Source organism: Cutibacterium avidum 44067, assembly GCF_000367205.1.
Lineage (GTDB): Bacteria > Actinomycetota > Actinomycetes > Propionibacteriales > Propionibacteriaceae > Cutibacterium > Cutibacterium avidum.
The window spans coordinates 2,073,239-2,098,679 of record NC_021064.1; the positions used below are offsets into that span (position 1 = coordinate 2,073,239).

General features: G+C 62.4%; 19 protein-coding genes. 11 read left to right on the top strand and 8 right to left on the bottom strand.

Going from position 1 to position 25,441, the window contains the following annotated elements:
- Positions 1 to 68 precede the first annotated feature (68 nt).
- Positions 69 to 815, bottom strand: coding sequence for a twin-arginine translocation signal domain-containing protein (locus PALO_RS09595; RefSeq protein WP_023032273.1), 747 nt, complete (start codon positions 813 to 815; stop codon positions 69 to 71).
- A 589-nt stretch (positions 816 to 1,404) separates the two neighbouring features.
- Here PALO_RS09595 and PALO_RS09600 point away from each other — a divergent pair.
- From PALO_RS09600 to PALO_RS11605, 10 genes are all read left to right on the top strand, one after another.
- A complete protein-coding gene (locus tag PALO_RS09600) occupies positions 1,405 to 2,787 on the top strand; it encodes a sugar transferase (RefSeq protein WP_015583382.1) in 1,383 nt (460 codons plus the stop codon).
- Positions 2,787 to 3,284, top strand: a complete 498-nt coding sequence (locus tag PALO_RS09605; RefSeq protein ID WP_015583383.1) for a hypothetical protein — start codon at positions 2,787 to 2,789, stop codon at positions 3,282 to 3,284. The genes PALO_RS09600 and PALO_RS09605 overlap by 1 nt, the downstream gene beginning before the upstream one ends.
- A 115-nt stretch (positions 3,285 to 3,399) precedes the next feature.
- Positions 3,400 to 4,083, top strand: coding sequence for an acylneuraminate cytidylyltransferase family protein (locus tag PALO_RS09615; protein WP_004810342.1), 684 nt, complete (start codon positions 3,400 to 3,402; stop codon positions 4,081 to 4,083).
- Between the two features lie 41 nt (positions 4,084 to 4,124).
- The gene (locus PALO_RS09620; protein WP_015583385.1) at positions 4,125 to 6,389 is read left to right on the top strand and encodes an N-acetylneuraminate synthase family protein; all 2,265 of its coding nucleotides are present in this window, start codon (positions 4,125 to 4,127) and stop codon (positions 6,387 to 6,389) included.
- Positions 6,389 to 7,432: a glycosyltransferase family 4 protein gene (locus PALO_RS09625; protein ID WP_015583386.1), complete on the top strand. Its 1,044-nt coding sequence runs from the start codon at positions 6,389 to 6,391 to the stop codon at positions 7,430 to 7,432. The genes PALO_RS09620 and PALO_RS09625 overlap by 1 nt, the downstream gene beginning before the upstream one ends.
- On the top strand, positions 7,429 to 9,597 hold the full coding sequence (locus PALO_RS09630; protein ID WP_015583387.1) for a glycosyltransferase family 4 protein: 2,169 nt from the start codon (positions 7,429 to 7,431) through the stop codon (positions 9,595 to 9,597). Before PALO_RS09625 ends, PALO_RS09630 begins: the two co-directional genes overlap by 4 nt.
- Positions 9,598 to 9,806: 209 nt before the next feature.
- A complete protein-coding gene (locus PALO_RS09635; RefSeq protein WP_231097128.1) occupies positions 9,807 to 10,745 on the top strand; it encodes a polysaccharide pyruvyl transferase family protein in 939 nt (312 codons plus the stop codon).
- A 311-nt stretch (positions 10,746 to 11,056) separates the two neighbouring features.
- Positions 11,057 to 11,989, top strand: a complete 933-nt coding sequence (locus PALO_RS09640) for a glycosyltransferase family 2 protein (protein ID WP_015583389.1) — start codon at positions 11,057 to 11,059, stop codon at positions 11,987 to 11,989.
- A gap of 3 nt (positions 11,990 to 11,992) precedes the next feature.
- Complete coding sequence (locus PALO_RS09645) at positions 11,993 to 13,885, top strand: ABC transporter ATP-binding protein (protein ID WP_015583390.1); 1,893 nt, start codon at positions 11,993 to 11,995, stop codon at positions 13,883 to 13,885.
- A gap of 89 nt (positions 13,886 to 13,974) precedes the next feature.
- The gene (locus PALO_RS11605; protein ID WP_015583391.1) at positions 13,975 to 14,865 is read left to right on the top strand and encodes a glycosyltransferase family 2 protein; all 891 of its coding nucleotides are present in this window, start codon (positions 13,975 to 13,977) and stop codon (positions 14,863 to 14,865) included.
- A gap of 38 nt (positions 14,866 to 14,903) precedes the next feature.
- Here the strand turns inward: PALO_RS11605 and PALO_RS09655 are convergent, their stop codons facing one another.
- The 7 genes from PALO_RS09655 to rfbA all read right to left on the bottom strand — a co-directional run bounded on the left by PALO_RS09655 (position 14,904) and on the right by rfbA (position 23,782).
- Complete coding sequence (locus tag PALO_RS09655) at positions 14,904 to 16,271, bottom strand: glycosyltransferase (RefSeq protein WP_015583392.1); 1,368 nt, start codon at positions 16,269 to 16,271, stop codon at positions 14,904 to 14,906.
- 79 nt (positions 16,272 to 16,350) lie between these two features.
- Positions 16,351 to 17,400 carry a hypothetical protein gene (locus PALO_RS09660; protein WP_015583393.1) on the bottom strand — a complete coding sequence of 350 codons (1,050 nt, stop codon included), beginning with the start codon at positions 17,398 to 17,400 and terminating at the stop codon, positions 16,351 to 16,353.
- Positions 17,397 to 18,398 (bottom strand): CgeB family protein, encoded by a 1,002-nt coding sequence (locus tag PALO_RS09665; RefSeq protein WP_015583394.1) that lies wholly within the window; start codon positions 18,396 to 18,398, stop codon positions 17,397 to 17,399. Before PALO_RS09665 ends, PALO_RS09660 begins: the two co-directional genes overlap by 4 nt.
- An 88-nt stretch (positions 18,399 to 18,486) precedes the next feature.
- Positions 18,487 to 19,731, bottom strand: a complete 1,245-nt coding sequence (locus PALO_RS09670; RefSeq protein WP_015583395.1) for an O-antigen ligase family protein — start codon at positions 19,729 to 19,731, stop codon at positions 18,487 to 18,489.
- Positions 19,728 to 21,305: a tyrosine-protein kinase domain-containing protein gene (locus PALO_RS09675; RefSeq protein WP_004810326.1), complete on the bottom strand. Its 1,578-nt coding sequence runs from the start codon at positions 21,303 to 21,305 to the stop codon at positions 19,728 to 19,730. The genes PALO_RS09670 and PALO_RS09675 overlap by 4 nt, the downstream gene beginning before the upstream one ends.
- Positions 21,306 to 21,516: 211 nt before the next feature.
- Positions 21,517 to 22,782 (bottom strand): hypothetical protein, encoded by a 1,266-nt coding sequence (locus PALO_RS09680; RefSeq protein WP_231097127.1) that lies wholly within the window; start codon positions 22,780 to 22,782, stop codon positions 21,517 to 21,519.
- Between the two features lie 133 nt (positions 22,783 to 22,915).
- Complete coding sequence (gene rfbA / locus PALO_RS09685) at positions 22,916 to 23,782, bottom strand: glucose-1-phosphate thymidylyltransferase RfbA (protein ID WP_015583397.1); 867 nt, start codon at positions 23,780 to 23,782, stop codon at positions 22,916 to 22,918.
- Between the two features lie 373 nt (positions 23,783 to 24,155).
- Between rfbA and PALO_RS09690 the strand changes: the two genes are divergently transcribed.
- The gene (locus tag PALO_RS09690; protein ID WP_231097126.1) at positions 24,156 to 25,394 is read left to right on the top strand and encodes a hypothetical protein; all 1,239 of its coding nucleotides are present in this window, start codon (positions 24,156 to 24,158) and stop codon (positions 25,392 to 25,394) included.
- The last annotated feature ends 47 nt before the right edge of the window (positions 25,395 to 25,441 follow it).

Below are 25,441 nucleotides of genomic sequence, written 5' to 3' on the forward strand. Positions count from 1 at the left end.
CTCGTCTTTCTGGCACCAATTCTCATATCCGGGGCCATCCCCGATCAATGATGTCGGCCCGATGCCTCTCACACCTCGCAGCCGCAGGGATCCTTCGACCAGCGGATGGTACTAAGAGCTATCTGCTGGTAATTGTGGTCGGTATACTCGAGAGTGTCCTCATTTAGGTACAGGATGGAGAAACGATTGATCGGACCCTTGATCTTGATGAGCACGGTCCCCTTGGTGTCGCGGTTCATATTCCACTCATGAGTTTTGTCGGTCTCCTCGTGCTCGAAAGGAGACTCAACCTTGACACGATTACTTCCATTACCAGTGACGCGCAGGAAGTCTGGCTCAAGAGGCGACGCCGTGATCGGTGCACCATCAGCTGTAACGGTCACAGAATCCCGATAGTGATCTCTCTTGCCTGAGCCCTGTGAATCGATGTCATGAAGCAAGAACTGCACACAACTGACTGGGCCAGGGAAGTTAACATGCAGCAAAGTACCAGCAGTGCCGTCACCATTCTGAGCGATGGCAATCATCTCAGAGACCCAAGGGTAATCACTCTTAACCTTGACAAGCTTCCTCGGGTCAATGATGTCGCCATCCAAATTGGATGCATAGATACCGCCGGTGGTAATTTCCGCACCCGGGCGTGCTTCCCTTTGTGCCACCAGCCCGGAGGTAACGAAGCTCTCCTCCCAATGCGCCTCCGTGTACACGCAGTCCTGGCTGGCAGCTACCGAGGGCAGCGCAGTCGAGGCAGTTACTGCAGGCACAGCCCACGCCGCACCCTTGACCACATTACGCCGACTCAAGTTGTTGTTCATTTCTCTCCCCACGAATGCGAGATAACGCTGATGAGATCAGATGGGTGTCGGACTCGACGCACCACGTAACTGAAAGAATCTTTACATGGCCGTTTCGTGACTGTCAAGTCCCACGAACATGCCAGCAGCTGGTCATCTGTACATGCGAGGACATCGGTTCTGCTGATGCCGACCCATTCCGTGGTCAACCGTACATGCAGGAGCACCCCATCTCGCCGGCGGCACCCTCATCCTGAAACACCTTGCCAACACCGCCACTCCCGGACCGACTGCGCACAGATCTGAGATCCTGGCCATGATGCACGCGTCACCCCACCCTCCACGCAGGGATCGTGAAACGTCACCATACAATGATTTTTGACACCCAGAATACACGTGATACCCTAGTCTTCATCGGAGTTACACCGCCAGCAGTGATAACACCCTAAGAGATGCCCATTACGAGTCCCATTATCAAAATCGGGGAGGATGGTTCTTTTTGATGCCATCACCGAGCCTCCTGTCCCCGAGCCCACAGACGTTCGGCCTCCGGCCGGAGCCCCCTCCACGACAGCGGAACCACAACCGGGACAACCTTGGTCAGTACCGGGTGCGCATCGTCGTTGCCGACTTCATCATCATCGCCTTGGCGTCGTTCATCGCAGTGCGAGCACGAACGGCAATGACCATATTCCCAAAGAACACCGACGTGCAGGACAATGTCCTTCCATGGTCCGGGGGGATCATTTTCGCATGGTTGGTCATCATGGGACTCGTCGGCGCGTACCGGACAAAATACTTGGATTCAGGCGCGGCGCAGTACCGCGCCGTTTTTGAGGCTTCGGCCATCACAGCTGCCTTGCTCGGCGTCTCAGCGTACCTGTTCATGTATCCACTGCCCCGTGGATTCTACTTTCTACTGTTCCTCTTCAGCATTCCCGCGCTGCTCCTCGAACGGTTCTTCATGAGGCGCTGGTTGCACCACGAAAGACGCCGTGGCCGGTTCCGCAGCAGCATCATCATCGCCGGTGACTGCACTCATATTGACGACCTGGCCAAAGTACTCCAGCGTGAGAAATGGCTGGGGTATGACATCGTTGGCGTATTAACCCGTGGGCAAGAAAGGTGTCACAATGTCAACGTGCCAGTCCTGGGGACGCCTGAGGATGTCGTGGCCGCGTGCCAATACACTCGCGCTGCGGCGGTGATTTTCACCGAAGGATCATTCTCGCGGTCCTACCAGTTCAATCGGCTGGCCCGCACTCTCGAGAGCCAAGACACCGAACTAATCATCATTCCCGCTCTCTCCGACATCTCCACACAGCGCATGCATATCCGCCCAGTGGCCGGCCTGCCTCTGGTGCATATCGAGAAGCCTCAGGCCGAACGTGCAAGTGGCTGGTTCAAGAGGACCTTCGACATCATCGGATCGCTGCTTCTACTCATTCTCACCTCCCCGATTGTCCTTATCGCTGCTATCGCCATCAAGCATGAGGATGGCGGCCCGGTTTTCTACAAACAACGTCGAGTCGGACGTAAAGGGAAAGTTTTCGAGTGCTACAAGCTGCGCTCGATGGTTGTCAACGCCGACGAGATCAAGGCCAAGATGCTGGCCGACAAGAACGAGTCCGACGGTGTCCTGTTCAAGATGAAGGACGACCCTCGAATTACCAAATGCGGCAAGTTCCACCGACGCTACTCCATTGACGAGATTCCGCAGTTCTACAACGTGCTGCGTGGCGACATGTCGCTGGTGGGACCGCGCCCCGCTCTCGAGAACGAGGTCGCCGCTTACGAGTCTCACGTTCGCAGGCGCCTGGACGTTCGTCCCGGCGTCACGGGTCTGTGGCAGGTGTCCGGTCGCTCCGACTTGTCCTGGGAGGACACCGTTCGACTGGACCTCTACTACGTGGACAACTGGTCAGTACTGCAGGACATCACTATCCTCGCGAAGACATTCAGCGCAGTCTTCACCTCCTCGGGGGCGTACTGATGGTCCATCGAACCCAGCAGGTCGCACGGGCCCTGACATGGTTCTACCTTCTCATCGCCGCGGTCGGGGTCGTCGTACCCATGGGAGTTCGAATTGGGACCCTGAAATGGCGGATCGGCTACCGCCTCACCGGCGGAGTCACACCTATCGGGGCACGCCCGCTTACCGGCGACCAAGTTGCCATGGTCGGCGATCACGCCCTCAACGTTGTCATGCTTCTGCCCCTGACCCTGCTAGCCACCCTCGGCTGGCCGACAGTGCGCTGGTGGGTGTGGGGCATCGCCGCCACGATCATTGGCATCTGCTCCGAATCATTCCAATACGCCCTGCCCCAGCTGGGGCGTCGTCCTCTCATCTCCAATGCCGTTGAGAACGCCGCCGGCAGCTGGTTAGGGGCAGGTCTCGCCGCTGGTCTGCAACGGGGGCTCAGCCACCAATCGCACTCACCGTCTCATCCGCCCCATCGCAAATCATCCGAGAGGTATACACGCCAGTGAACATTGTCATCACGGGAGAGGCCGGGTTCATCGGCCAGTATGTGACTCGTCGGCTGCACGGTCATGATCTCATCATCCACCTCGTATCAGAAACTAGCACCGCGCAGGAGGTGCGATGAGTCCGACAACCCTTGCGATTATCCCTGCCCGGGGCGGCTCCAAGGGAATTCCTCGAAAGAATCTCAAGGACTTGGCCGGGAAACCCCTGTTGGCATGGACGATCGAGCAGGCCCTCGCCACCCCCGGCCTTGACGTGTACGTGTCGACCGAGGACGCCGAGATCGCTGCAGTCTCCCGCACGGCTGGCGCCGGGGTCATTGAGCGCCCCGACGAGCTGGCCCAGGACACCACCGCGACCGAGCCGGTCGTTGAGCACGCCATTGACGTCCTCACTGAGCAGGGCCACCGCCCTGACCAGGTGATGCTCTTGCAAGCCACCTCCCCGCTTCGTCTTCCCGACACGATGGGGCGCGCCTTGAGACAGTTCGCATCCTCCGGCGCCGATTCCATGGTGGGCGTCGTTCCCGAGCCGATCTTCATCTGGCAGAAGGAACCGAAGGTCGTCGCACACTACCCATACCAGAACCGTCCACGTCGCCAAGACATGACACCTGACCAGTTGCGTTACCGCGAGACCGGCTCGCTCTACCTGACGAAAACCGAGGTCTACCAGAACAACCACAACCGTCTCGGCGGCCGCATTGAGTTGTTCGTGATGGATCCGGTCGAGGGAATCGACATTGATTCCCCACATGATTTCGACATCGCCGCCACCGAGCTTCGACGCCTCGCACGCTAAACCTCACCGATCCCCAATCCCAGAGAAGGTTATCCGCGCCCATGATCGTCAACCGTCAGACCACACCCTTCGCCGTCTTTGGTGAGGACACCATCCTCACCGCATTGACAAAGATCACCGACAACAAGTCGGGCATCGTCTTCTGCGTCGATGAACACGGCATTCTCACCGGGTCCTTCTCCGACGGCGACTTCCGCCGCTGGATCACCTCCGAACCAGACGGCGACATGACGACGCCGGTGCAGGCAGCTGCCAATCGTGAGTGCATCCATGCACCTCTCGATGCCGATGCTTCGACCATTTCCCAACTCTTTCGCCCCGGCGTGGAGGTGATCCCCCTCGTTGACGAGCGTGGCCATCTCGCGGCGGTCGCCACTGAGGGTGCCGCCGAGATGACCATCGGTCGTCACACCATTGGCGATGGCCACCCTTGTCTTCTCATTGCTGAGATCGGCAATAACCACCAAGGTGACGTCGCGTTGGCCAAGCACCTCGTCGACCTTGCCAAGGAGGCCGGGGCCGACGCCGTCAAGTTCCAGCTGCGCGACTTGAATGCTCTGTACCGTCAAGCCGACGGTGCCACCGCGGGCGAGGATCTCGGCGCTCAATACACCCTCAACCTCCTGTCCCGGTTCTCGCTGAGCCCCGAGCAGATGATCGATGTCTTCGACCATTGCAAGGCCGTCGACATTGACGCTTTCTGCACGCCGTGGGACCTCCCCAGTCTCACAGTGCTGGCCGACTACGGCGTCCCAGCCCTCAAGATCGCCAGTGCTGACATGACAAACCACTCCCTGCTACGGGCCTGTGCCGCTGAGCACCTGCCGATGCTGATGTCGACGGGCATGTCGACCGAGGACGAGATCCTCGGATCAGTCGACGTTCTGCGCAGCGCCGGGGCTCAATTCGCTCTGCTGCAATGCCAGTCGACGTACCCGGCACCCTTCAAGGACGTCAACCTGCGTTACATGGACCGTCTGGCCGTCCTGGGCAACTGCCCGGTCGGCTACTCCGGTCACGAGCGCGGCTACCACGTGCCGATCGCAGCGGTGGCCCGTGGCGCCCACATCATCGAGAAGCACTTCACCATCGACAAGACCCTCGAGGGCAACGACCACCAGGTCTCCCTGCTCCCCGACGAGTTCGCGGAGATGGTCGACCGCATCCGTGAGGTCGAGCTGGCGCTCGGCTCCGACAAGGCCCGCTCGGTGTCGACCGGCGAGATGATGAACCGCGCCAACCTCGCCAAGTCCTTGGTGTCCACCCGAGCCCTGCACAACGGCGAGGTCATCACCCGGGACGCCGTGGCCGTCAAGTCCCCAGGCCGCGGGCTGCAGCCCAACCACCTCGACGAGCTGGTCGGTCGCACCATGCGTCGCGACATCGACGCCGGTGACTTCTTCTATGACACCGACCTGACCGACGCCGTCGCCCAGGGTCGCAACTACACCTTCCGTCGCCCGTGGGGCCTGCCGGTGCGCTACCACGACGCCCGCAAGCTGCTGTCCCACTCCGAGACCAACCCAAATTTCCTAGAGTTCCACCTGTCCTACAAGGACGTGGAGATGACGGCCGAGCAGATCGCCGAGGCCTTCGAGCACCGCAAGTTCGACGGGATGACCTACACCGTCCACTGCCCCGACCTCTACGCCGGCGACTTCATCATCAACCTGGCCTCCCCCGACGAGGACATCTGGGAGCGCTCGATCGCCGAGGTCCAGAAGGTCATCCAGATCGCCCGTGACCTCGACACGTGGTTCGACGCCGAGGAGCCCCCGGTCGTCATCTGCACCATGGGCGGGTTCACCAAGGACGCCTTCGTGGCCCCCGAGGAGCGTCCGGCCATGTACGCCCGGATCGCCCAGGCACTCGATCGGATCGACGAGGACGGTGTCCGTCTGACCTCGCAGACCCTGCCGCCCTACCCGTGGCTCATGGGTGGACAGCAGCACCACAACCTCTTCATGGGTCTCGACGACACCGTCGACTTCTGCAACCAGCACGGACGTCGTCTCACCCTCGACCTGTCCCACTCCAAGTTGGCCGCCAACTTCAACAAGATCCCGTTCAGCGAGTACATCGCCGAACTGGCACCGCTCAGCGACCACCTGCACATCGTCGACGCCGAGGGGGTCGACGGCGAGGGCCCGCAGATCGGTGAGGGCGAGATCGACTGGCCGGTGACTGCACGGCAGCTCGACGAGCTGGCCCCCGAGATCACCTTCATCCCGGAGATCTGGCAGGGGCACGTCAACAACGGTGAGGGATTCTGGACGGCCCTCGAGCGCCTGGAGCAGTGGTTTTGATGAACCGACCGACCGCCCTGTGGGTGTCCCCGGTGAGCAGCCTCGCCGGGGTGGCCCGACATGTCCTCGACGTCGCTCAGGTCGGGATTCCCGGCTGGCGGATGGTCGTCTCATGCCCCTCCGGCCCTCTCGCCGACAGGCTCCGGGAGATGGACGTCGAGGTCGTCGACCTTCCCGTCGAGACCGGGACCGCGGTCCGATCCTTGCGCGCGACGATTCAGCAACTCGGGCCTGACATCGTCCACTCCCACCTGGCCAAGGCCGATTTTCTGGCAACGATGGCCTCGGTGGGCACCGGAGTCAAGCTCGTGTCCACCGAACACACCATCCCGACGGACCGGTTCATGTACCACTCGAACCGTGCCTCAGCCGTCACCATGGAGACTGCACACCGTCTCCGGCTGACCCGGTTCTCCAGGGTCATCGCGGTGTCCGCGGCCACCGAACGCGAGATGCGTCGCCAGTGGCACACCAAGGTACCGATCACGGTCATACTCAACGGTGTCGACCGTCCCGCCACCCTGCCGTCCCGCGAGCCCGGTCTGAGGCTGCTGTCCCTGGCGCGGCTGTCGAAGGAGAAGAACATCTCCGCGACGATTCGCGCCTTCGAGCACATCACCCGTGAGCATCCGGAGGCGACCCTGACGGTTGCCGGCACCGGGGAGGAGGACACTTCCCTCAAGACTCTGGCCCACCGTCTGGGTCTCGACGACAAGGTGAGTTTCCCCGGCTTCGCCGACCCGGACGAGGCGATGGCCAGCCATGACGTCATCATGCAGCCCTCGAAGTCGGACAACTGCTCCTACGCCCTCCTCGACGCGGTGGCCCGAGGAATGGGCGTCGCAGCCAGCCCGATCGGTGGCAACCCAGAGATCCTTCCTCCGCGATGCATTGCCGAGGCCGACGACGTCGAAGCGTTGGCGAAGGTAGCCATCCGACAGGGACTTCATCTGGGCAATCGCCCCGCCCTGACCGATGCCATTCCCACCGTGGCGGGCATGACGGAGGGCATCTCTGAGGTCTACCGAGAGGTTGTGGGATGACCACATTCACCATCGCCTCCAACCAGGGAAGCATGGGCGGCGGTGAGGTCATGATGCTGGCCATCGCCGAGGCGGCCCGCGAACTCGGTCGTGAGGTCACCGTCGTCGCACCGCAGACCCCTGGGGACGTCGTCGAGGAGGCCCTTCGACGCGGCTTCCGTGTCATGGCCATCCATGGGGACACCACCGCGAAATATCTGGCCAGCCTGCGGCGCTGGGACGCCACCGAGCGCAGGGGTCTGCTGTGGTGCAACGGCTTGCGACCGGCTTTCGCCACCTCGGGGCATCTGAACCGGGTCGTCCACCTGCATCAGCGTCCTGCCGGCAAGCTGCGCGCCCTGGCCGTGGCGGCCCGTCGCGGCGCACTGGCAACCGTGGTCCCGTCGGCATATATGGCCGCGGCAGTCCCCGGTTCGCGGGTGATGTGGAACTGGAATCCGCCCGCGCGGACTCGCGATTTCACCGAGCCGGGAGCGACCGTGACGGTCGGGTTCCTGGGTCGGTTGTCCTCCGACAAGGGGGTGGCACGTCTCTGCGAGGCGATCTCCGAGCTGGAGGGACGTCAACCGGGTCGACACCGTCTGTTGCTGGCCGGGGAGTCCAGGTTCGTCGACCCCGAGGACGCCCGGCTGGTGGCCGAGCAGATCACGAATCTGGGCGACCTCGTCGACCATCGTGGCTGGATGGACCGCGACGAATTCTTCTCAGCAGTGGACCTGGCCGTCTTCCCGTCGGTCTTTCCCGAGTCCTTCGGGCTGGTGGCATCCGAGGCGATGTCGGCGCGATGCCCCTTCGTCATCTCCGATGCTGGTGGCCTGCCTGAGGTTGCCGGAGCCGAGCATCCCTACGTGGCGCGGACCGATGACGCCATCGACCTCGCCAATGTGATCGAGCGGGCCTCCGAGGGCTACGACGAGGAGCTCCTCGACGCAGCCCGTGATCGCTGGCAGACGAACTTCTCCCCCGGGGCCGGCCGCGCCCGACTCGCGGAGATTCTGGCTGATGTCGATCCCGAGCCCAGTTCTGGCGCCCCGCGCGTCGCCATCGCGCATGACTACCTCACCCAGCGTGGCGGGGCGGAGCGGGTCGTCACCCAGTTCGCGACGATCTTCCCCGATGCGCCGATCGTCACCGCAGTGTACGCACCAGACCTCACCTATCCCAAGTTCGCCAGCCACGAGGTCATCACCTCGCCCCTGAACCGGATCGGGTTGTTGCGTCGCCACTTTCGCGCCGGTCTTCCGCTATACGACTGGGCCTTCGACCACACCGAGGTGCCGACGGGGACGGACACCGTTCTCGTCTCGACAACCGGTTTCGCGCACGGGGTCAAGACCCCACAGAACTGCCGCAAGGTCGTCTACTGCCACTCCCCCGCCCGGTTCCTCTACTTGACCGACGACTACCTCGGCGGACAGTGGTGGCGTTCACCCAAGGGGATCGTGCTCAAGGCCCTCACCCCGCCGCTACGACGTTGGGATCGCCGGGCCGCCGCGTCCGCGGACGAGTACCTGTGTAACTCGACCGTGGTTCGCGACCGTATCCGTGACGTGTACGGGATCGAGGCAGCAGTCGTGCATCCGCCGTACTCCCTGGATCCCACCGGCCCCCAGGAGCCACTACCGGGACTGGATCATCCCTCCTTCTTCCTGGTGGTCAGCCGCCTCATGCCCTACAAGAATGTCGACATCGTGCTGAATGCCTTCGTGGATCTGCCCGATGAGCATCTGGTCGTCGTCGGGTCAGGGCCATTGCGCGATGAATTGCACGATCTCGCCCCGGCCAACGTATCCTTCTTCGAGGGCATCAGTGACGCCCAGTTGCGGTGGGCCTACGCCCACGCGGCTGCTGTCATTGCGCCGAGCAAGGAGGACTTCGGGTTGACGCCCGTGGAGGGCTTCGCCTTCGGAACCCCCTGCCTGGCCCTACATGCCGGCGGCTATCTGGACACCGTCGTGGACGGCGTCTCCGGACGATTCTTCGACTCCGCAACCCCCGGAGCCGTGACGCAGGCCGTCCGCCAGTTCCGCGAGAACCCTCTCGAGGAGCGCACCGTACTGGACCACGCGGGGAAGTTCTCCCCAGAGACCTTCGCGAGGGCGATCAGGTTGCACCTACGACCGGCACCCGAGCGCGGTGCCGTACCTTCCCACGACCAGGTGTAGACGGGCGTCCCCAACCCGTTGTGCGCACCAGATCGGGGAGAGAGGGGTTCCGACCCGGAGTACCGCTGTCGCCGGTCGGACGCGGGAACACCTCGCTCCCCGTCCCAGACCCATCGGGTTTCCCCCGCGGTCGAGGACATCACTCACAACCGAACTCAACCGACGATGTCGCCCCCGACATCCCATCACGAACGGGAGATTTCAACCTCATGGCACCAAGCAAGTTGACCGGGATTCAGCGCCGCCTACACGCCTCGAGGTCCGCTGCGATGACGGCGGCCAACAGCAGACTCCATCCCTCGGCACCCTGCACCACCGTGTACCAGTGGACCCATGTGAAGAACTTCGGCGACCTCATGTCGTGCCGTGTCCTCGCCGACGGCGGCATCCTCGCGTTCTCCAGGCGTCTCTCCCAGGCCGCCCTACTGTGCATCGGATCGGTCTTCAACCACCGTCCGACCAAGCCCCATCCCTGGATCTGGGGCTCGGGCATGTTGACTCCCGACGACCCGGTCCTCGAAGACCGCAAGGTTTTTGGTGTCCGCGGCTGTCTCACCCGCGACGTGGCCGGGCTCCCCGAGACCACTCCGCTGGGAGATCCCGGACTGTTGTACACCGACCGGATCAGACTGCCACGGGCACGTAGGCACAGGTGGGGCATCGTCTCGCACTTCGAGGACAAGCGTCACCCGTTCATCAAGGAACTCACCGAGCACGACGACACGATCGCGATCGACGTCTGCCAAGAGCCCCGCAAGGCCGTGAGTGCCATCAACAGCTGCTCCCACATCTTCACCACGTCGTTGCACGGCCTGATCGTGGCTGACTCGTTGGAGATCCCGGCGTGTTGGGGACGTCCCGACGCACAGTCCGACACCAGGGACTTCAAGTTCAACGACTATCACACGGCCTACCACACGATGGCCAGCGACCAGCGTCGCGCTGATCTCACCCGCACCATCAACCTCCGGGAGCTCGAGGACCTCGCGGCGTCACCGGACGTCGATGATGTCAATCGCGTGAAGAACGACCTCCGACGCTCCCGGAAGGATCTCGCCAAGGCCTTGGTGGTCCGCACCGGGAGGACCTCTACTGTCCGGAACGTGGCACGTGAGATTGGCCTGACCATGTGGCGCGGTCACGCCTGAGCAGAGATGACGGAAATCCGAGTGTTCGCGCCGGCCCTGCGGAAGTGGCATCGTAACGAGGTGGAACAACCAACTCGGGGCAGCGTATTCTTCTCTGGGCGTACGATGCCCCGTTGCGCCGGCTTCACCGCTCCCGCACCGGGTTGCATCGCTCCCCGGCAAGGAGGACCTCGGGTTGGCCACGGTGGCGATCGCCGGACGTGGGATCCGTCCCACTATGAGCCCCTCAACCATAACCGTACGGCCTTGCCGCACTTCCCCGAGGTCATCAGGGCCCAGCGCCCAGCCGCTCGAGAACCAGAAGGACTGAGATGACGACTGCATCGATCATTATCCCGTCGTATCGGGGGGCACAGCGACTGCCGCGTCTGCTGAGCGCACTGGCGGCACAGAGCGCCAAGGACTGGGAGGCCATCGTCGTCATCGACGGGGACATGGACGGCTCGGAAGAGGTCGTCGCCAAGTATTCCCACCTACCGATCCGGTCCTTGGTGTTCCCGCAGAATCGTGGACGTGTCGCGGCTCTCAACGCCGGTCACGAGGCCGCCGAGGGCGACGTCCTCATTCGCTGTGACGACGACCTGGAGCCGGCGCCCGACTACGTCGAGCGTCACGTCGCCAGCCATGCCGATCGCGAGCAAGGAACCATCGGCATCTACCTCAACGTCCTTCCCGACAACCGCTACACCGCCGTGTACGGAGCTGAGGCGGACGAGCGGGTCCGGGCCGGCGCCTACCGGGCCGATGACAACCAGACTTGGCGCTATTGGGCCGGAAACGTGTCCATCACCAAGGAAGTCTGGGATCGCATCGGCCCCTATGACGACCACTACCAGGCCTACGGATGGGAGGACGTCGACTACGGCTGGCGGCTCCACCAGGCCGGCATCCCAATCGTCGTCGATCCCGCCCTCGCGACAAGACACCATGCAGCGGCGGTCTCGACGCTTGCCCGCGTCAGCCGAAGCTATCGCTCTGGTCAAGCCCGTCGGACCTTCGACGAGATTCACGGACCGGGCACTTCTGGCGCCGTCCGTCCGGTAGATGACAGCATGTGGAACCAGCTTGTCTGCTCCACCGTCCCCCACCTGTCCTACCGCCGGAGCCATGCCCTTGCCAAGAGCGTCGACGCTGCTCTGCCCGGTATCCCAGCTCCGGTCGCACGAAAGGCCATTGCGCTGCTTGTCGAGGCGTCGGGCATCGCGGGATACGAGACCACCGAAACCGCGGAGAGAGACTTCTGACACATGAGCAAGATCGAAACCGCCCCCAAACGTGGAGGCGTCCTGAAGAACCTGTGGTTCCTCATCTCCACGTTTTCCCGCCCGACCCAGGTCAGGCTCGTCCTATACCTGTGTGCGCAGGCCCTGATCTCACTGATGGACATGGTCGGGATCGCCATGGTCCTGCCCGTGACCCAGGTCCTCATGGGGGCCGACCTCGACCAGGGCTACCTGGGAGTGGCCCACAGAATGGTAGGAAACCCGTCCACCAGAACGTTCACGATTGAACTCTGCGTGGCGATGGTGCTTGCCTTCCTCATCAAGGCAGTCGTCGGAACATGGCTGTCGTGGTGGTCCACCGGATTCGTCGCACGGCTGTCCGTGGGAACCTCGTCCCGACTGCTGAGGGCCTTCCTCCACGAGGACTACCTGTCGCACAAGAGAAGGGACGTCGCTGAGGTCATTCGCAATGTCGGTCCGGCCGTACAGTCCGCGCACACCCAGTCACTAGGCGGAATGATGAACCTCTCCGGACTGGTGTTCTCTAGCGTCACGGTGATGATCCTGCTGCTCATCATCACCCCGCTCCCGACGCTCCTCGCGATCATCTACTTCGGCATTCTCATCCTCTTCATCCAGAAGGCCCTCGGCCGCCGCAACGCCGACGCCGGCCATCTCGCCCAGGAGACGGCGTGGGAAGCCGGCAAGGCTCTCGTCGAGGCCATGAATGGGTTCCGTGAGATCAACGTCCAGGAGTGCGACACCCAGTTCATCGCGCAGTACGCTGAGAAGAACGCCGGGAACGCCAATGCCAGCAGGTTGGCGAACTTCTACACCGGTCTTCCGAAGATCATCCTGGAATTCCTCACGATCATGTTCATCGCGATCGTCCTCATCATCGTCTCGATGACCTCGGATCCCTCGTCGGCAATGGCAACGATGACCGTCTTCGTCGCCGCTGCCATCAAACTGCTGCCCAACATGTCCGCGATCACGGCCAGCATCGGGATGGTCCGCTTCGGCGCCGGCGGTCTCGACATCACCGTCAAGACGCTCAAGAACATGAGCGGCAACAAGGAGTTCCGATCGGACAGTCCCCTGCCCACGCACGAGGACGTCATCAAGCAGGTGCACCGCATCGGATACGGACAACCGCATCCGGTTCCCGTATCCGTAACCGACCTGTCCTTCACTTACCCCGACGGGACGGACCCGGTGCTGCAGAACATCACGATCGACATCCCGGCCGGCACCTCCCTTGCACTGTGTGGGTTGAGCGGTTCCGGCAAGACGACCCTCATCGACATCCTCCTGGGCCTGATCCCGTACCGCCACGGGGTCATCACCTTCGACGGGGTCGACATCCAGAACAACATGAGGTCGTGGCACGACCATGTCGCATACGTTCCCCAAGACGTCTACATCCTTGATTCGTCGATCGACGCGAACATCGCCTTCGGAATCCCCGAGGACGCGTGGGACCGACAGCGCATCGTCGAGTGCATCAAGGCAGCCCAGCTTACCGACGTCGCCAGCGAGTTCGAAAGCGGGCGTCTGGCCAGCGTCGGAGAACGTGGGGCCAGGCTCTCGGGAGGACAGCGTCAGCGCATCGGAATCGCTCGGGCCCTTTACCGGAACCCGTCGGTGCTGGTCCTCGACGAAGCGACGTCGGCACTCGACAACGAGACGGAGGCCGCCATCAGCAACACGATCCACTCCCTGCAGGGAGAGGTCACCACCGTGCTGGTGGCACATCGACTGTCCACCGTCCGCGACGTCGACCAGCTCGTCTACCTCGAGAACGGGCACATCGCCGCTCGGGGAACCTTCTCCGAGGTCCAGAAGTCGTCGAGATCCTTCGCACGGCTGGTCGAATTGGGCTCCCTCGATCGTGAGGTTCCTCGTGACGAACGATGATCGCGGGCCTCACCACGGTCCCCGGGCCCACGGTGAACCATCGCTTCGTTCAACGCGCAGCTGCCAGCACACACCGATGGGAGTGATCCATGTTTGACGCTAGCGTCATTATCCCTGCACACAACGCATCGAAGACTCTCGGTGCCCAGCTGGACGCCCTGTGCGAGCAGGAGACGGACAAGCACTTGGAGGTCATCGTCGTCGACGATCGGTCGACCGACTCGACCGCCGAGACGGCAAGGTCGCGTGCTGCCAAGATCAGGAGCACCATCGACGGTCGACTGGACGTCATCTCCACAAGTCCTGACGGGCCACACGGTCCATCGGCAGCGCGCAACGCGGGCGCCGAGCGCGCTTCGAGCGACAAGCTGCTCTTCTGCGATGCAGACGACATCGTTCCCCCAAACTGGGCGGAGACGCTGATCGCGGCCCTAGACCGTCACCCCTTTGTCGTCGGCCCGCTCAATCCCTTCATCGACGACCCGGAGAAATCCGACATTCCACAGCTCCCGAACTTCCAGATGTGGAACAACCTGTGCCCGACCGGGGCGTCGGCGAACATGGCCATTGATGCCGGCCTCTTCCACTTCCTTGACGGGTTCGACACTCGGCTGCCCATCGCCGAAGACATTGACCTGTGCGTTCGCGCTCATCTGGTGGGCTGGGACGTCGCTCCGACCGACTGCGCCATTGCCTACCGTTCCCGCAAGACGTACTGGCAACAGGTACGACAGTCCATCGGATGGGCAGGTTACGATGCGCTCCTGCGTGCGGGCTACCGCGATCTCATCGTCGCGTCGGGCGGCCGCGGTGTCCGCCTCTCGGACCTGACGTCCGACTTGGTGAAGACGGTGGTCAACCCGAAGAGGTGGCCGACGAACGTGCCGGACCTCAAGGTGTGGGCCCAACAGGTCGTCATCAAGGTCGAACGCATCCGTGTCGTTCTCGACTACTGGGCCAGGCACGGCGCACAGGGCTGACGACGAGTTACGGACGGACGCACCGTCCGCGCGAGACGTCAGCTCTGTGTCCGGGCGCGATCGATGATCTCCATGAGGTGATCGCTGAAGTGCTCGTGGTCGTACCCGGTTGCCCTTTCCCGAGCGGCCTGGGACGCAGCCTCTCGATCGTCCTCCGAGAGGTGGGCAATACGGACCGTCTCGGCCCGCAGCTCCTCGACTGTCCGCCACAGGCCGGCATCCTGGAGCCCTTCCGCGACCTCACGAGGTCCTGCCGTCGCATAGACAACGGGCACGCACCCGGCTGACATGGCCTCCACCGTCGTGATCCCGAAGTGCTCCTGGGTCTTGGGATCAGCATCAGCGTCCTCGCCGCAGCCCTGCGCATGCCAGTACATCGTCGCCCGCGAATAGAGTTCCCGCAGCACTTGGAAGTCAACATTCGGGTGGAACTCGACGGGTGCCGAACCAGCCCGCCTGCGAAGTCCGTCCAAGACCTGCTGCTTGGCCGGTGGACACGCTCCGACGACGTGGAGTTTCCAACCCTCGCGATGGAGGTCCTCCATACCCGCGAAGGCATCGACGAGCACGTCGAACCGCTTGTTCGGCACCTTCGGAACAACGGGCTCGAAGCGCCCGACCGTGATGATGTCGCGTCCCTTCGCCACACCGTCAACCGCCATGGTCGGGCACGAAGGAGGAAGAACCATCGAGTCGACGTTCCAAAGCCGGCTGACATGTCCGGAGGTGAAGTGGGAGTTCGCCACCACCATCTGGTAGTTGTGAGGGAACGGTGTCCAGGTGACGAGGACCTTCCGCGCAACGGTCATGACACCCATGTACAGGCGGTGCAGGAAGGTCGTGCACTGGTATTCCCGTCTGTGCGGGAAGTGACAGACGTAGATGTTCGTTCGTGCCGTCCCCGGGGTCTCATTGCCGGAGGCACAGTTGATGAAGAGGTCAGCATGGAATGGACGGAGCTGTAGTTTCCAGATCCAGTCCTCGATGAGGCGACACAGTGCGACCGGTAGCTGCCGCTCCATCCGGCTGAAGTCCTTGATTCGGTGGATCCTCACCCCGGACAGGTCAAGGCCGTAATGGTTTTCCAGCCAGGTGTGTGTGACGTCGACGTTCGCGAGGATGACGTCGTCGTAGCCGCGCTCCGCGAGAGCAGCCGCGGTCACAACGGCGTAGCGCTCCGCTCCACCACCGGGCTGCAGATACGGCATGAAGACGATGGCTGGCCCACGCGAGCCCGAACCCTGTTCCCCCGCGACACTGGCGTTGCGTCGGGGACCCAGGACCGGCCTCCACGCGGAGACACCGGTTCCGGGGTGGTGGTTCCTCAGGAACTCCCGGCCCTTGTCCAGTACGCGGCCGATCAGAGTGGGAAGAGGTCCCTGCGCGATCCGTGTGTCCTTCACCATGACTCAACCTCCGTCGTGCGAACGTGACGCGAACGGCCCGTCGGTGACCCGTTTGGGTTCGACAGCGCCGACAGTCACCTCAGCCTGCGTCCCTTCCTTGACCGGACAACGCCTTCGCAATGATCGAGGCGGGCTCGTCCCCCGATGAATCAATCGGCGCCGTCGGCTCGTCGCCCCACCTAGAAAGATTGTACCGACTCCAGAAATCCTCGATCCAAGCCGGCGGGTCGGGATGGTGAACCCACGACGGCAAACCTCGGCACGCCGCCTCGAGGGTCCCGGTGGAGAAGATGGAGACGACCGGCCGCCCCTCCTCGACCAAGGACTTACCTGATACCTCGATGACGACACCGGCCCTCGTCATGGTGCGATGCTGGACACGCGAGATGAAGTCCGCCTCGTTGGGATGGGGGCGGTAGATCGCACCGGTCGAGGTGCAGAACTCCGTGTATATCCGTTGTTTGGCAGCTCGGCCCAGTTCGGCACCGTGCAGCTGTCCCAGCATCACGGGCGTCTCGTCGAGGACCTCCACCTTGGGCAGCCTCGAAGCCTTCCACAGCATCTGGGAGCCGATCACCTCACTGGTGACGTCGGAGCGACCCGCGCACTGGTATTCGGCGTCGGCCTCGGACCACGCGAACAGGTGATCCCCCGGGCTCAGCGGAGGAGCCCAGGGCGTCAACAATCCGTGCTGGATGACACAGAACCGAGCATTGTGTCTCGTGGCCCAGGGCTTCACCTGGCGAGCCAGATGATTGAAGGTTCCCAGGGTGAGTACCTGTTCAATCGATGGTGGCAGCCACCCACCCTCGTTCCACTCCATGACGCGTACTGCCCCGGTCGCGGCCTCGCGGGCCTCGGAATGCGCCGAGAGAACGGCCGTGCGATCAGGGTCGAGGTGCTCCAAGGGGTCGAAGGTCGCGTAGCGGCAACTCACCGAGACCTGGTCAAGCACGACCAAGGCCGTGGGACGTTCCACCGGCAGGTACAGCTTCGCCGGAGTGACGGACGGCTGATGTCCCACGAGCCTCTTGACAGCTGCCAGTCCGAACCGCACCCGGTTCCGGCTGTCGGACCACCGGCACCACGCATCGAGGTCGTCGGGGAAGACGAGTCCTGGGCCTGTCATGACCACAACTCCTCGATGACAACAGCACGCCGATCCAAGGTGTGCTCGGCCAGCGTGCGGGCCTTCGCAGCCCGGCGCATGGCAATCATGCGAGTCCGATCCGAGAGGACCTGTCGGGCGAGCTCAATCGTCTCCTCAGCACTGTGCTGGACGAGTACTTCCTTGCCCGGTTCGTAGAACTCACTGACGTCGTCACGATCGACGATCTGGATCCCACCGACACCACACGCCTCGAAGGTACGCATGGTGAAGCCGTCCTGGTCGCCATGGACATTGAGCGTCGCGGCCGAGTCCCGCATGATGCCGTAGGCCTCACCCAGGCTGACGTCGCGGTGAGAAGGGATCCCGGTCGACCTCAGGCGCCACGTTCGCAACCGATCAACCGGATGATCGGACCAGTCGCGCCCATAGGCGACCAGTGGCAGGCCAGCACTCACCAAGGACGTGAAGAGCTTCTGTCGACCGGGCAGGCTGGACCCGACGAAGGTGATGTCGCTCTTGGGCCAATGCCCCTCAGGCTTCGTCGAAAGGTTGAAGCCGGTCGGGACGTAGTGGGCATCGATCCCCTTGCCCTGCAGCTCCGCGGTGTCGTCACGGCTGTAGGTGATGATGGTCGAAACGGTCGACGCCATCTCAATGTCCAGGGTCATACGTCGCAACTCGTCATAGAGCCACGCCACCGAGTGCTTGGTGGTGCGGTTGACCTCGTCCCAGTAGTCGGCTCCGAGGACGTCACCCCGGACTGTCAGGACCAGGTCCGGGTGGACGGCGCGGAGACGGTCGATCGCCCTGGCCGTCACGACCCCGGTCGACAGGTGCCCCTGGGTGCCGCGGATCTTGGCCGACAACTCATACCTGAGCTTGTTCCACGCCTTCTCAACGCGCGGAGCCGCGTCATACCGATGCACGACGACGTCGTAACCGGTCCTCTCAAACGCGTCACCAATGGCATCCCCGTAGCCATGGAAACTGGGGGTTACGACGAGGAGCCGCATCATTTCACCATCCTTAAGGAATCATGTCGGTTTCGCGTCCACCCAAGCGGACCACACCTTGACGGCTGCACGACATCGAGCGAGCTGGCCATCACTGCGCGTCCTTCGTCGTGGGAACCACAGCCATGGCCTGGCCAGTATCAAGAGACAACTGCTCCTGCGCCCTGATGGGCGAACCGTATCGCTCGCACAGCGCAATCCCGATGACGCTGAAGGCTGGGACAGCGAAGAACACCTCACCCAGTTTCCACGCACACACCAGGATGACGATTGCTGCGCCCTCCACGACCCGTTGCTCGTCGGAGACTTTCGTTCGCTGGTCCATGAGGCCCCAGACCACGAAAACGAACAGACCGACGACGGCGACCAACAGCGGAATACCACCCTCAACCCGGAGGGCTGCGTACGAGTCGTGGAACCACATCCGGCGGTCATCGGCGACCGCCACCCATGCTGTACCCAGACCCCTGCCGTACCAAGGAGTTGCATGCTCCTTGGCCACCGTCGCGACGTCGATGACACCACGGAACCAGTCAGTCCCCGCCCTGTCGGCGAAGATACCGGCCTCGGCAAGGTCCTCCTCGACATAGCGAATTCCGATCCAGCCAAGGAACGCCAAAACAAGGCGCAGGGTTAAACCAAGACGGTCACGGATAAACACCCAAACACAGCCCGCCGCAAACCCCATCATTGACGTCCGCGACCCCGTCGCAAAAAGAGCCGCACTGAATACCACGAATGCAATCGCGCGGGTCGTCGTCGTACGCAGGATGGCCAAGGTCATGATGCCGATCATCGCATAGACCATCCCGGACACGTTCTTGTCGCCGAGGAAGCCAAGCAAGAAGCCCTCGTATCCACTGCCTCGCAGCGATGTGAAGTTCGCCGGGATGTTGATGAAGATCAGGGCGAAAGCATAGCCAGCGATGAAGGAACGCCACAGCAGACGCCCCTGCGCCAGACAGACCGAGAACAGAACCAGGAGAAGGCACCGGAAGGACCTTTGCAGCCATGGCTCACCCTCGTGGATTGAGACCGCTATGACCCATGCGAGCGCCGTGACCCACATGAGCAAGTAGAAACCAAAACCTCGCACCTTGACGGTTGGACGCACGAAAGCACAGACGAAGATCGTACCTGCGGTGAGAATGACGTCAACGGGAATCGGCAGACCCGTGTGGTACCTACCGAAGATGAAGCTGCACCCCAACAAGAAGTCAGGCACCCGCGTACTGCCGACACGATCGGCAAGACTACGGGCCTTGGCGCCCATACCCGTACCCGGGCCCGCCACAGTGGCGGACCCGGTGCGCCCTTCAGCAACCAGCCCGATCATTTGGCTCGACGTGGGGTGATTTCTGAATCCGTGTCAACACGCTCCGTCTTCTGGGCTCGGACCAGCCTCTCCTTCGGCTGGCGATCGTCCTTGACAACGGCGATTGATTCCTGGCTGTCCTGCTCCTCCGTGCCATAGGAAGAGTAGTATCCATATTTTCCGTAGTCACCGTGGTAGGAGCCATATCCATAGGTCGAGGCTCCATAGCCATAGAGCACGTCACCCATCTTCTTGCGAGGCACACGAGCCAGGACCGAGCCCAGGAGCGGGGCGCCAACCTGTTCCAGACGCTTGGCCACCAAGGACACCTGATCGCGGTGAGTCTTCCCAACCACGGCTACATAGATCGTGCCGTCCGCTATCGTGCCGAGCAGGCCAGCATCCGTGACGGCCAGTAACGGCGGAGCGTCGATGACAACAAAATAGCCTCGCCTGCGCAACTCGGCTAGCAGATCCTTCATTCGCTGGGAGCCAAGCAGCTCGGACGGGTTCGGCGGGATACGCCCCGCGGCCAACATCTGGAGACGCTTGGTCTCGGTTCGCATCAGTGCGTCATCGAGGCTCACGTCGCCGGCAAGTACCTGCGAGAGCCCGACGCCCGCTTCGGTGCCAAAGGCCTTGTGCTGCACCGGACGGCGCATGTCGGCATCAATGAGGACAACCTTCTCGCCAGCTTGAGCCATTACCACCGCGAGGTGAGTCGAAACCGTCGACTTACCTTCTCCCGGATTTGCGGAGGTGATGACGACCGAACGAGGAGGGTTGTCAACATTGGCAAACCTCAGGTTCGTACGAAGTTGGCGGAACGCTTCACCAGTCACGCCGGAAATATGGACAATCGACCTCTCACGCTGTTCCGCAAGCTTCTTGTCATCTGGTACGACGGCAAGAGTTCCCGAACCCGTAAGCTCTTCGACCGTCGCCTGGTCCCTGACCCTGACGTCGAACTGCTTCCGAACAACTGCTATGACCGCACCGATGAGGAACCCAATCACCAAACCAGCGGCAAGGAATAATGCCAGCGACTTCCCACGGTCACCGGTTGGAAGGCCGGCGGACTCATAGCCGAGAACATGCACCGAGGTCATCTTGGCCAACTGGGCATCGCTCTTGTTGCCTGACCCGGCAGTCTGGCCATAGGTCTCCATTCGCAGGGCCTCGGAAATGAGCGCCTCCAGCCCCGCATTGGCAAGGGCCTGAGCATTCTTGGCAGTGCCGCCAGTCGCTTTGATCTCGATAAAGGCAGTGTCACTTGGGGCGGATGCTGTCAGCTGGCCACTCGCAGCCTCTGACATCCCCTGTTTCTTGAGGATCTCGGCTGTCTTTTGAGCCATGGTTCGCGTCTCGACGAGCTTCGTGTAGGTCGTTGCGCGCTGCTGGGCGATCGTGTTGCCCGACATGGCCCCGCCGACGGAGGCGGAGTCACCGGCCACCACCATGCCTGTCGCTTTGGCCGTAAACACCTCTGGGCGGGTCAACTGATATGCCGCGCCGATCAACCCGCCTATCACGGTGCAGATGATCAACAGGGCAAGATTGCGCCGCAGAATGCGGACTACGTCAACGACTGTCACGGGGATTGAACTCCTCTAATTCTGGGACTGCAGGCGCTGTGATGCCTCTCAAACGGCAAAGGACAGCCTACGGCCTGGCGTAGGCATCGAGCGAGTTGGGAGCAAGGCCCCTTGTCACAAGGCCCCGGCGTGCTGAACAGCTTGCTCCGCAGTCTCCGTACAGCCAAGAACGGCACGCTCCTCGCCTTCAGCACCGGGAACATGGCAACCGTCATTTTCCCTCCACCAAGATCGAGGTCGTCCACGCCAATGGCTGGTTCAAGTCTCCCGCCCTCGCAGCATCCACTTTTTCACGGAATTGGTCGAGCCGATGACCGAAGGCACTCGTCAGGAGAATCTCCTTCGAAACCTCGCTGGGACGGCCGCCGCCTTGAGCCACCTTACGAGGCGCGAGAGATGCACTCACCACAGTGGCACACAAGCCAATGGTCAGTAGGAGGCAGAGAACCTTCCGAACGATCCCTTCGGCGCGTTCGACGCGTGTCCCCACCATGTCCGGCCACATCAGAATCAAGACGACAATCAAGGTGGGCACGACTCTCTCCCCTGGATTGACGATGCCCAAGAAGTAGGGCGGAAAGATGGCTGCGATCGCTCCGAGGCTGACGAGCGCGAGAAGCTGCCACCTGGAGGTTCGCCACAGCGTGCTCCAACTCACCAGCGACAGGACGACCAGTACGACAAGGAGAACAGCGAACAGGAAGTTCAGGATGGCACCGCCGTAGAACAACCACGGGGCGATCTGATGATCCCCGACCGATGACGCGATGATGTTCTGATACCCCCCTGATTTCGCCAGCGTATAGCCCCGGTACTCGATGAAGTGCGTGACGGACTCGTAGCCAGTCTCCCGCCCCTTCGCCTCGTTGGACTTCAGGAAGTACCACAACACGAGTGCCATGGCCGGGACGACCCCGACGATGAGATCGCGGATTCTCCGGGAAGTAAGGGCTCGGACACCGGCTACGAGCCCCCAGCACCCGAAGATGATGCCGTGGGTGAAGAAGGTGGCCAGAGCGAAGGCCATGACGACAGGCCATCGAGTGGCATTACGGTCGCTCACCGCGAGGTAGCCGACAATGATGACCATCCCCCAGTACAAACCCACGTAGCCGTTCCAGTACTGTGAGCCGCCGAGCACACAGATCGCAAGGACGCAGGCCGTCATCACCGGTGGCAGCGCGCGCCGGACGACCAGCAGATCGGACACCCACGCTGCTGCCGCCGCGTGAATGAACAGGAACACAGTCGAGCCGCCCACGGCCCCGAAGATCAACTCACACAGCGACAGCAATGCCTGCGGAAGGAAGTAAGGCACCGGGTAGGTGATGAGGGTCCCAACATGCGGCTCTTCACCGGCAAGGATGCCAGCCACGACACGCGCTTGGTAGATCCACTCCCCAAAGTCCTGGAATGCCGGGAAGCCCATCGAACACGTGACCACCAGGAACTGGACACAGAACACTACAAACACCATGGCTCCAGCCACGTGTCTGCCAAGAAAACGCTTCATCAAAGACCTTTCGGGGAACATGCTCGCTGAACGGGATGAGCTAGGGAGCTGAAGGACCGGCGACACTCGTCGGATCGGAAACCCCCTGGGCTTGATTTCAGCTGGTCAACAGGCCACGCAGGTAAGCACCATATCCAGATTTCTCGAACTGCCCCGCCCTGGCGAGGAGATCATCGTCTGACAGGAACCCACAACGCCATGCAGCCTCTTCTGGGCAGCCCACCTGAAGACCCTGCCTGGCTTGAATGGCACGCACGAAGTTCCCGGCATCGTTGAGGGAGTCGAACGTCCCGGTATCCAACCAGGCGGTGCCGCGCGGCAGAAGCTCGACATGCAGACGTCGCTGTTCCATGTAGGTCCGATTGACGTCGGTGATCTCCAGTTCACCACGCGCCGAGGGTCTGAGACCACGAGCGACCTCAACGACATCGTTGTCATAGAAATAAAGCCCAGGCACCGCCCAATGTGACTTCGGATGCTCCGGCTTCTCCTCAATCGACAGTGCGAACCCATCATCGTCAATCTCGACGACGCCGTAAGCGCTCGGATCGGCAACCCGGTAGCCAAAGACGAGGGCTCCGTCCACTGATTGAGCCTTGGCCTGGAGGCGAGTTCCCAACCCCGGCCCTGAGAAGATGTTGTCCCCCAGAATGAGGCACGATGAATCACTCCCGATGAATTCGGCCCCGATGGTGAACGCCTGAGCGAGACCCTTGGGTTCGGGCTGCACTGCGAACTCGATGGATATTCCAAACTGGGAACCATCGCCGAGCAAGTGGCGAAAGGCCTCGGCCTCATGAGGGGTGGTGATGACCAAGACATCCCGGATGCCGGCAAAGATCAAGGTCGTCAGTGGGTAGTAGATCATCGGCTTGTCGTAGACAGGCATGAGCTGTTTACTCGTCCCCAGAGTGATCGGGTGGAGTCGGGAGCCAGTACCACCGGCCAAGATGATGCCTCGCATGCCCCCCATCATGCCAGACATGATGAACACGACACGGCGCAGGTTACACCGGCTGTACGTTCTTTCCGGGCATCATCGACATGAGCAACCGGATGAACGCGACACCGTCAGAGCACAAACCGAACAACTGCGTGAGGGAGCTGTTCACACTGTGGCCGGCACGCTTCATGTGGACCATGTGCACGTGCTATATTCTGGCCAATTCTACCGTAGCTACCGACAGACCCCCGTAACTCTCGGCAGAACCTTTGCCACTTCTCAAGGAGCAGACATGGACAGCAAAAACAGGCAAGCCCACGCAACTGGGCCATCGCAAGTATCGCGTCGGTCAGTGGCCAAGGGCACTGCTTGGGCAGTGTCGGCGATTACCAGCATGACTCTGGTGCCTCTGGTGCCAGCCTTTGCGGCCAGCGCGCAGCGCAAGCAGGTCACCATCACCTTCGACGCAAAGAAACACAAAGAGACCATCCAGTGCGTACGGATACCAGCCGAAGCCACCGACATCCGCTATTCCATCCGCGGCGGAGCGGGCGGCGCAGGCCCCAAGGACAGCTGGGGCGAACGGGGCGGATCCGGTGCCGAAGTACTAGGTCAGATCCATCGGCCCGGCGAGGGTACGGCCGCCGCACAGGAGTTCACCATCTGGGGTGTGGCCGGTGGCTACGGGCCCACGGCCGCATGGAACGATAATGCCGTCGAGTTCGCAACCGGCTACGGCAACGGCGGCCCGTCAATGGGTGTGCCCTACCACACCAGTATCGTCTCAACTGAGCAATGGTCTGAACGTTGGTGCCACGGTGGCGGCGCCGGTTCGGCAATAGCCATCGGCGGTGACCCCGAGGGGCCAGGCCAGCTCGTGGCGGTGGCCGGCGGCGGCGGAGCCGCCGGTACAGGCACGTATTCGCGGGAGGCGGCGAATATGGGCCCCAACGTCTGGCCCGTCCGAGAGGGTGGCAACGGAGGCAACGGAGGCAAGAGCTGGGACGGCGCCGATGGCGGCCAGTCCCACTACGAGACGAAATATGCCCAGGTCACTGCAGCCGGCGGCTCGGGAGCCCGTGGCGGTCAGGGCGGCAACGGAGGTAGCACGGCAAATACCTCGTACGTCCCCAAAGACCTCGAGTTCGACAAGATCATTGCGGGCCAGGCCGGCGGCAACCACGGCAGCGGCAACCACGGTGGTGGCGACGGGGGTGCGCCTGTCAAGTTCGAGCGCAGGCGTAGCGTCAGGGGGGACGGTCACATTGATGACTACATCGCGCTGTCCTCGGCTGCGGGTGGCGGCGGCTACGCCGGCGGTGGTTCCGGGGCACTCGTCGTCATTTCACGCGATCCGATCTTGAAGTGGGCGGCCAGCGACGTCCCTGGACAGTTGGGGGCCATTGGTGCCGGCGGCGCTGGCAGCAGCTACCTCGCACCCAGCCTGGACGGTGGTTTCAGCGCGACCGGGGAGATCGACTTCCCCGACACTGGTGGCGTGCGCACCAATGGCACAGTGCACATGGCACCCAGTCTGCCGAAGAACTACGGCAAGCCCGGAAACGTCACGATCAGTTTCTGGGTCCCCGAGGACATGTCTTCAAAACCCAGTGACTACACCGACAAGTGCTGAGGCATTCTCGGATGCCCTCGTGACAGGGAGGGGAAGGTGAATCTGAT

What these genes read in the sequence shown, in the direction of transcription:
- PALO_RS09595 (WP_023032273.1), bottom strand. Translation starts at nt 815, where the DNA reads ATGAACAACAACTTGAGTCGGCGTAATGTGGTCAAGGGTGCGGCGTGG.
- PALO_RS09605 (WP_015583383.1), top strand. Translation starts at nt 2,787, where the DNA reads ATGGTCCATCGAACCCAGCAGGTCGCACGGGCCCTGACATGGTTCTAC.
- PALO_RS09615 (WP_004810342.1), top strand. Translation starts at nt 3,400, where the DNA reads ATGAGTCCGACAACCCTTGCGATTATCCCTGCCCGGGGCGGCTCCAAG.
- PALO_RS09620 (WP_015583385.1), top strand. Translation starts at nt 4,125, where the DNA reads ATGATCGTCAACCGTCAGACCACACCCTTCGCCGTCTTTGGTGAGGAC.
- PALO_RS09625 (WP_015583386.1), top strand. Translation starts at nt 6,389, where the DNA reads ATGAACCGACCGACCGCCCTGTGGGTGTCCCCGGTGAGCAGCCTCGCC.
- PALO_RS09630 (WP_015583387.1), top strand. Translation starts at nt 7,429, where the DNA reads ATGACCACATTCACCATCGCCTCCAACCAGGGAAGCATGGGCGGCGGT.
- PALO_RS09635 (WP_231097128.1), top strand. Translation starts at nt 9,807, where the DNA reads ATGGCACCAAGCAAGTTGACCGGGATTCAGCGCCGCCTACACGCCTCG.
- PALO_RS09640 (WP_015583389.1), top strand. Translation starts at nt 11,057, where the DNA reads ATGACGACTGCATCGATCATTATCCCGTCGTATCGGGGGGCACAGCGA.
- PALO_RS09645 (WP_015583390.1), top strand. Translation starts at nt 11,993, where the DNA reads ATGAGCAAGATCGAAACCGCCCCCAAACGTGGAGGCGTCCTGAAGAAC.
- PALO_RS11605 (WP_015583391.1), top strand. Translation starts at nt 13,975, where the DNA reads ATGTTTGACGCTAGCGTCATTATCCCTGCACACAACGCATCGAAGACT.
- PALO_RS09655 (WP_015583392.1), bottom strand. Translation starts at nt 16,271, where the DNA reads ATGGTGAAGGACACACGGATCGCGCAGGGACCTCTTCCCACTCTGATC.
- PALO_RS09660 (WP_015583393.1), bottom strand. Translation starts at nt 17,400, where the DNA reads ATGACAGGCCCAGGACTCGTCTTCCCCGACGACCTCGATGCGTGGTGC.
- PALO_RS09665 (WP_015583394.1), bottom strand. Translation starts at nt 18,398, where the DNA reads ATGATGCGGCTCCTCGTCGTAACCCCCAGTTTCCATGGCTACGGGGAT.
- PALO_RS09670 (WP_015583395.1), bottom strand. Translation starts at nt 19,731, where the DNA reads ATGATCGGGCTGGTTGCTGAAGGGCGCACCGGGTCCGCCACTGTGGCG.
- PALO_RS09680 (WP_231097127.1), bottom strand. Translation starts at nt 22,782, where the DNA reads ATGGTGTTTGTAGTGTTCTGTGTCCAGTTCCTGGTGGTCACGTGTTCG.
- rfbA (WP_015583397.1), bottom strand. Translation starts at nt 23,782, where the DNA reads ATGCGAGGCATCATCTTGGCCGGTGGTACTGGCTCCCGACTCCACCCG.
- PALO_RS09690 (WP_231097126.1), top strand. Translation starts at nt 24,156, where the DNA reads ATGACTCTGGTGCCTCTGGTGCCAGCCTTTGCGGCCAGCGCGCAGCGC.